Source organism: Cohaesibacter celericrescens (genome assembly GCF_002866925.1).
GTDB classification, from domain to species: Bacteria; Pseudomonadota; Alphaproteobacteria; order Rhizobiales; family Cohaesibacteraceae; genus Cohaesibacter; species Cohaesibacter celericrescens.
Genome location: NZ_PKUQ01000036.1, coordinates 1 through 7,405 on the forward strand (window position 1 = coordinate 1; position 7,405 = coordinate 7,405).

The following is a 7,405-nucleotide window of genomic DNA, read 5'->3' on the forward strand; positions in this document are numbered from 1 at the left end:
CAGCAAACCCAAAAAAATGGGTCTCATTGTTGTAAAAATACCTAGTTTGATGGGGCGATGCCTTGAAATGGTTGCAGTGAGGCGGTGGGTAACGCCGGTTTTCTGCCGTATTTAATTTGTGTTGTTCTAGGGATTGGCTGGATGCAGCTATAGGTAGTGGTGGCGAGCAGAAAAAGTGTGACTCTTAGTGTAAAAAATGCTAACTATTACTTAGAATATCAGCGCAAAAGATAATTTGGGCTGATAGGGACGAGTATTTGATTTTTGCACCAGTTGGATTTCGGTGCTTGGTTTGTTTTACTAATGGAGATTTTACAGTGAAACTCATTAACGCTATTGCCGCTGGCGCGCTTCTGGCTGCAGCTCAGTTTGCTTTACCAGCGTTTGCTCAGTCGACAGCTTCTGTCGCGAGTACAGTCGCTGCCTGTAAATCTGGAGCAAGTTGCGTTGCTGCCGTTCAGGCATATGTAGATGCCCTTAAAGCCCAAGGTCTGACGGCTGCTCAGATCGACGCGTCTATCGCAAGCCTGAGCACGGAGCTTGGCCAACAAGTCGTAAATGGTGGTTTACAGCCAAACGTTGTTCGTGAAATTAGCGCGGGTATTAGAACCGCTGCGGCTGAGATTTCGGATGAAGGGCAGCGTCGTGAAACATTGCAAGTTGCGAGCAATGTGGAGAACCTTTCGGAAACCACAGCGGCTGACGGAGAGGCGGGTGCCCCTGCGTCACCATAATAAGCCAAAGATATACGTACAAACTGAGCGGGACGTCTTTATGACGGCCCGTTGTTTGTGTTTGAGGCTAATTCGCAGTGTTTTCTAGTATTTCGCGGGATTGGAAGATTAAGCGATAGTTGACATGAACAGTGCGAGCAAGTCACTTCATGTTCTTCCAGATAAAATTCGAATATGGCCGGATAAGGAATTTATAGGTGAAAGCTCTAATGTTTGATTATAGAGCGCCGGCCGCGATGTGCGTGATCCTGTTGGTGACTGCGCTTTATACGTTTTATCAAGAAGCCAGCGTATTCCTTTTTCAACCAAAAGATGACAAATCGTTCATTACCGCCGTTGTTCAAGGCAACCTGCCATCTCCCATCAGTAGTTTTTCTAAGTCAATTGTTCTTGAAGATTGCCTGGTGTCTATGCGCAGTCTATATGCGCGCCTACAGCCGACAAAACAAAAGCTTGTCCATTTAAAGGGGTGTCGTGATTTGGCACTGGATATCACGGACAAACAGCCATCTTTCTCGGCTGCGTGGTATGTGGCTGCGGCCTCCAGCGGCTTGCTAAAAGACAAAACAGCATTTCAAGTTTATTTCGAAAAATCATACCAGACCTCAACCCATGAGGATTGGCTGTCAAAGAGACGTTTCGGTTTGTTGATTCGACACGAAGACTATCAAAGTGAAAGAACTCAAGAGATTTTGCGTTCGGACATTTCGACTATTCTAAATAGTTGGAATGGTACAATTTGGTTGGCTGAGCAATATATTAAACACTCATTCTTAAGGCAATTGATCTCCGATCTGGTGCAATTGGCAAAACCCAAATATCAAAATATGTTTTTGCAACAAGTTCGGAAACAATCACAGCAATAGAGCAAACCATTGACCTGGATGGAACGTCTCATACCCGGCCAAATTAATGAGAAACACAATTGCAGCAGTCAAACTCAAACCAGACCAGCTATCCAGATGTTTTTATGGATTCCCTTATTGGTGAACCGACCAAAGGTCCGCTGACAAAGCATCACAGTCTTTTAAAATATTTGATGTTGGCAGTTTTGATTGTGTCTCCCATCCCGTTGGGCAGCAATCGGCCACTATTTTGGGCACTATGGGCTTTGGTGATGGCCTGCATTATGACGTGGTACATGATCACTGTTTATTGGGTTCAAACTGTTCCACGGGTTCTTACACACAAGTTTTCTGTTGTCGGCGTTATGTTCTGTATCGTTCTCATCTATATGGGACTGCAGTGCTTGCCGATTGGTGGGCTATGGGGTGGGGTGGCGTTTTCTACTCAATCGGGGAATGTGATTGCAAGCGGAAGCCTAAGTCTAACGCCGGGGGATACGTGGCTCTCATTTTTGCGTTGGGCTACCTACGGCATGTTTTTCTACCTGATGCTTCAAACGGGTGCCAGAAGTCAACGTGCACGTTATTTCTTAAAAGCGATTATCGTGATTACGTCTATACAGGCGTTGTATGCACTCTTTGCGCTCACTCAGTTGGGGGATACGGTTCTGTTTATCCCGAAAACCGACCATTTGGGCAATGCAACTGGTACCTTTACAAACCGGAATTCCTTAGCGACCTATCTTAGCTTGGGGGCAATATTGGCACTTAGTTTTGTCATTCGTCCCTCTGAGGCTACAAAAAAAACCAGAAGACATAGCCGTACGCACTCATTCTTTTCTCCCCATCCTGATAAAGTCTGGGTCCTAGTTGCGCTTGTTTTTTTGATTGTTGGATTGTTGACGACCCAATCCAGAATGGGGGTGGTCTCTGGGTTCGCCGGCCTTCTGACCGTGCTGCTGTTGCGCATGTCGCAAATGACCAATGTGAGATTTGTCTTCTTTGCCGGTCCATTGGTCATTGCTTTGCTGGTTGTGCTATTCGGTGCAGGGCTTGCAGATCGGTATATTGACCTTTCATCTGCGTTTGATACGCGTTTCGGGGTCTATAATCAGATCCTGAACATGATCGCGGACCGACCTTTTACAGGGTTTGGTGCAGGCAGCTTCGAGCATGCGTTTCCGCTATATCATGGCTTGGAAGCGCCAACCAATGTTGTTTGGGGAAGAGCGCATTCTACCTATTTGGCACACTGGTCCGAAATGGGCCTTATAGTCGGTAGCCTTCCTCTACTGATTGTCGGATTGTTAGCTTGGAAGCTCATCAAACAAACATTTGGCAAAAATCGGTTGCGGACCGAAGTCATCGCAGCGATAGGGGCGACCGTTACAATTGCACTCCACTCCCTGTTTGATTTCAGCATGGAAATACAAGCAGTCGTTCTGCTCTATTTGGCTATTATGGCGATAGCGCTGGGCTCTCAAATGGCGACCAAAGGCAAGAGAAGCCCAAGAACAGGAAGTAATGAGCAAGTTTCAAAGACGTTAGGCGATAGAGCGGTAAGCCGAAATCAGTCGCCCCATATGCTCACTGAAAATTCAATCAAAAGAAAAGAACGCCGGAAAAATGCACAGGACCATGTGTCGGTAAGGCCGAGACTTCATTTCCCTAAGCTACCGAGTGCAGTTTATGCGATTGGTGACGTCCATGGCAGACTTGATCTTTTGCAGGATCTGGAAGCAAAGATTGTCCACGACGCATCAACATTTGATGGCGAAAAGTGGATTGTGTTATTGGGCGATTTTGTTGATAGAGGCCCTCAATCAGCACAAGTAATTGAGCATATCTTATACAACCTACCTGCTGGGCTTAAACGCTTCTGTATCGCAGGCAACCATGAAGTGATGATGCAGTCATTCTTCCAAAAAGTACCCGGTTCCAACAGATGGCTAGGCTTCGGAGGGGAAGAAACCTTGAGATCCTATGGACTGTCTGGACATGAAATTGAACAAATTGCCAAGGGGGATGCGTCTTCTGACTATTTGTTGTCGAGTCAGGTGCCGCAAGAGCATGTTGATTTCCTAAAGAATTTGCCTGATGCGCTCGTAACACCCAAGCATATCTTTTTGCATATTGGGATGGACGAAAGCTATTCTATTGCAAGTGAAGTGGATTTTGCCGCGAGTTTGTCTCGACAAGAATCCCATGCAACTGATCCGGCATTGATCATCCATGGACACAGGGTTGTTAGTGAACCGTCCCTGCAGGGACACCAACTCAATATTGATACCGGTGCTTACGAGACCGGATGCTTGACCGCTGTGAGAATTATTCCCAATGAAGAGTTGCTTTTCCTTGACACCAAAGCCTAGGCACAATGATATGTAATTATTTATAAATACTAAGGGTAATGTATTTTTGGTGTTACCAAGCTACTCATATTTTGACCTGTTTTGGTCAATCCCGTGATTAAAGGTCTAAATTGATTATGGATGATTCTGAATTTGATATTCGCCATCTGGTTGGCATGATTGGCCGACAACGCAAACTAATTGTTTCTACCGTCATTCTGGCAGTTGCGCTGGCTGTTATTGCCTTGTTTGCAATCACGCCGAAATACACCGCATCAGCATTGATATTGGTAGACCCAAGTCAAAAGAATCTTTTGGATCCACGGGCCGCCAGTGGGTTTTCTAATACCGACAGCGCTAGAGTTGATAGTGAGGTGGCAATTGTCGCTTCGGATCGGGTCCTTGTGGATGTGGTGCGCAGTCAGAATCTGATCAGTGATGACGAGTTTGGCGTAAAACTTGGTATAAAAGACAAACTATTGACCCTTATCCGTGTGAGCGACGGAAAATTGCCCAGTGGTGAAGAGGCTGTCCTTACCGTACTGCAAAAATTCAAGGAAAGTGTCAGAGTTTCGCGCAAAGGACTTACCTATTTGATTGCTGTATCGGTCCAATCTATCGACAAAGGCAAGGCGTCTCGTCTGGCAAATGCGATATCGGAAGCCTACATCCACAATCAAATCGAAGCAAAAGTTGATAATGCACGTGCCGCTCGAGATATTGTAATGCGAGAAGTCTCACAAGCGCAGGAAGCAATTATTGCCGCGGATCGGAATTATGAGCAATTTTTGAATGAAAACAAAGATAGCATTCTTGCTGCATCTGGCAGCGATGACCTGAAAATTGCATTTGCTGAAATTGAAAATCTTACAGCTCTTCAATCGGTCCGATCTCAAAGCCTTGCTAGTCTGAACGATAATCTTGGTAGCCAGAATTGGGATGCCATTTTGTCAGAGTTGCAGTCTGTGGCGGTTGAAGAACTGGTTAAACAGAGAAATGAGCTTTCTAGACGCCTGCAAAATACAGACGCAAATTCGTCTTCCGCGGGAAACATTGCAGATCAACTCAAAAACCTTGATCGCCAGCTTGAGAGCGAAACGCGCAAGACGATTTCTTTTCTGACAGAACAAAATGCGCTAGATCTAAAAAGGCTAAAATCGGTCAAAGGAGAGCTCGATGCGACCATCAATCAAAGCAACCTTCCGACAGATATATTGGCCCAAGTCTATGGTTTGCGCCAAACCTCAAGCCTTGCAACAACGCAATATAGAACCCTTTTGTCTCGGTCTCAGTCTCTTGAGACAGAGCAGGCCCTTCAAGTTGCAGATAGCCGGGTGGTGTCGGCCTCGTTCCCACCGACTGAACCTTCCTCTCCCAACAGTGGGCTGATCCTGTCATTTGCCTTGGCTGGTGGTTTGGGGTTGGGCCTTGCTGCTGCGTTTCTATTTGAATATTTCATTGGTGGTTTCATCAGTGAAGAGCAAGTTGAAGACATTACAAAACTGCCCGTCGCTACGACGATCATGGCAGAAACACTCGATAGCAATTCTACGAGCTTGTCCGACATTCTGATAACGTCACCTCTGTCGCGATACACCGAGAATTTCCGTCGATTGCAAGTCGCAATTCACAGCTCTTTCCTCGATAGAGAGGCAAGAAAGAACGAACAGCAACGATGTTTTGTGACACTTGTGACATCGACATTGCCCTCTGAGGGTAAATCAACCGTCGCATTGTCTCTGGCGCGTTCCTATGCCTTGTCCAATAAGCGTGTACTGATTATAGACTGCGATATGCGTAAGCCAAATCTGCACAAACAGCTCAATAAAACCACACCAAAAGGCATTGATGATTTTCTTTCGGGGTCTTTAACGACAGATATTCTTTCGTCTATCGTCACGACAGATGACAAAACCCCTCTGACGGCTATCTTGGGCTCGCGCGCGGTTGGAAGACCCACAGACCAGCTGGTCAGCAAAACAGCGCTAACCCGCCTGATCGAGATCGCCTCACAACGGTTTGATCACATTATTATTGACTCTCCACCGGTCGAGCCTGTTGTTGATGCCCTCTATTTGGCCGAAAAAGCAGATACGATTGTCTATGTGATCCGGTGGGCTAAAACATCAAGCCGATTGGCCAGAAAAGCAATTGCTATGTTGGAAAAGGTAAAGCGGCCGACCACCAATATATTCGCTGTCTTGAACCAAAAAGAGGGTGGTGAACATTACTATTACAGCAACTATTCTGGCTATTATCGGGACGAAGAAACATAGTATTTTCCCCGCTTCGTGACGTTGCAAATTTGAAGTCGATTAAACGGCTCTGACCTATGCAGATTAACCACGCGACTAAATGTGCGGCGTTATTGGAGGTGCATCCGGTTTCTTCGTTGCTTTCTGATCGACTATGCTTTTATGTCACTTGCACAGCCAATGGCCGATTTTTGCCATTCTATCCTGGATTTTTTGACGGTTGAATTGCTATGAAATATTTCATTGTTGCATTTTCTATCCTTCTTTTTGCACCGACTGCGTCTTACGCAGGGGCAGATGTCATCCTGCCACTTTTGGAAGCCGAACCCAAAGTTGATGCTGTGATTGATAGTCCCGCAGTCCAAACTGCAAACAGGAGCTTTGAATTGCGACTACAAGGGGAGCAATTGCCAAATGAAAGCGTCAATGTTTCTGCGTACGAACTTGATCCATTCAATGAGACAGAAGAACTGGTGTTGACCCAATATTCAGGCGAAGACGGGTGCTGCACAGATATAGTAATTTTTACCAACAGTTTGGATGGATGGAAAATAGTAGATTTTTCATGGGGGATGGAAGAGGGCACGTCCGCGCAGGACTTCATCCTAGATCTTGATGGGGACGGTACCAGCGAAGTTGTGATAGATAAGATCTATTCCATCGAAGATGGACATGTTTCCTCGAAAGAATGCTCCTCGTTTGAAATGATTGGCACTGACGGTTCTATCAAGCGCTGTACCGGATTTTAGATTTCTGAATCGTTAAGCACAGTTGTTTGGTAGGCGTATCCATACTTTCTGCCGATACTTAACCGCTTTAAATGGCGTCTTGCTTAAGCAAGGCGCTTTTTTTATGCGGATTGGTTCGTTGCTCCGCCAAAATCGAGTGAAAGTATTCATAGACTCAATCTGTTCCATCCTAAATACGCTTAGGTAAATGGTGGTCATGTTGTCGTCTTGGCCGCAAGCAATCCAAATGAGCGGGATTTTGAGCGGCAATTTCAATTGGCGAGTAAGTTGCACAATAAACAACTTGACCGTTAAAGTGGTGTTCGTTATAGATTACAACCATAGATAATAGAGATGATGGAGCTGTATTAGTGCCGTATGTCATGTTTGGACCTAAAATGCCGGTTGATTAAAATTTGAACTATTCCCTTAGGGGAAGCCAAATCACTATCGGATATAACTGGGTCCTATCAAGAAGCTCCGTGAAAGGAG

General features: G+C 45.7%; 5 protein-coding genes. All 5 read left to right on the top strand.

Going from position 1 to position 7,405, the window contains the following annotated elements:
- Positions 1–317: 317 nt before the first annotated feature.
- Complete coding sequence (locus tag C0081_RS16630) at positions 318–734, top strand: hypothetical protein (RefSeq protein ID WP_101534984.1); 417 nt, start codon at positions 318–320, stop codon at positions 732–734.
- Between the two features lie 209 nt (positions 735–943).
- Positions 944–1,600, top strand: a complete 657-nt coding sequence (locus C0081_RS16635) for a hypothetical protein (protein ID WP_101534985.1) — start codon at positions 944–946, stop codon at positions 1,598–1,600.
- Between the two features lie 104 nt (positions 1,601–1,704).
- A complete protein-coding gene (locus tag C0081_RS16640) occupies positions 1,705–3,951 on the top strand; it encodes an O-antigen ligase family protein (RefSeq protein ID WP_146006487.1) in 2,247 nt (748 codons plus the stop codon).
- 116 nt (positions 3,952–4,067) lie between these two features.
- Positions 4,068–6,206 (top strand): GumC family protein, encoded by a 2,139-nt coding sequence (locus tag C0081_RS16645; RefSeq protein WP_101534987.1) that lies wholly within the window; start codon positions 4,068–4,070, stop codon positions 6,204–6,206.
- A 209-nt stretch (positions 6,207–6,415) separates the two neighbouring features.
- Positions 6,416–6,934: a hypothetical protein gene (locus C0081_RS16650; RefSeq protein WP_101534988.1), complete on the top strand. Its 519-nt coding sequence runs from the start codon at positions 6,416–6,418 to the stop codon at positions 6,932–6,934.
- Positions 6,935–7,405 lie beyond the last annotated feature (471 nt).

What these genes read in the sequence shown, in the direction of transcription:
- C0081_RS16645 (WP_101534987.1), top strand. Translation starts at nt 4,068, where the DNA reads ATGGATGATTCTGAATTTGATATTCGCCATCTGGTTGGCATGATTGGC.
- C0081_RS16640 (WP_146006487.1), top strand. Translation starts at nt 1,705, where the DNA reads ATGGATTCCCTTATTGGTGAACCGACCAAAGGTCCGCTGACAAAGCAT.
- C0081_RS16635 (WP_101534985.1), top strand. Translation starts at nt 944, where the DNA reads ATGTTTGATTATAGAGCGCCGGCCGCGATGTGCGTGATCCTGTTGGTG.
- C0081_RS16650 (WP_101534988.1), top strand. Translation starts at nt 6,416, where the DNA reads ATGAAATATTTCATTGTTGCATTTTCTATCCTTCTTTTTGCACCGACT.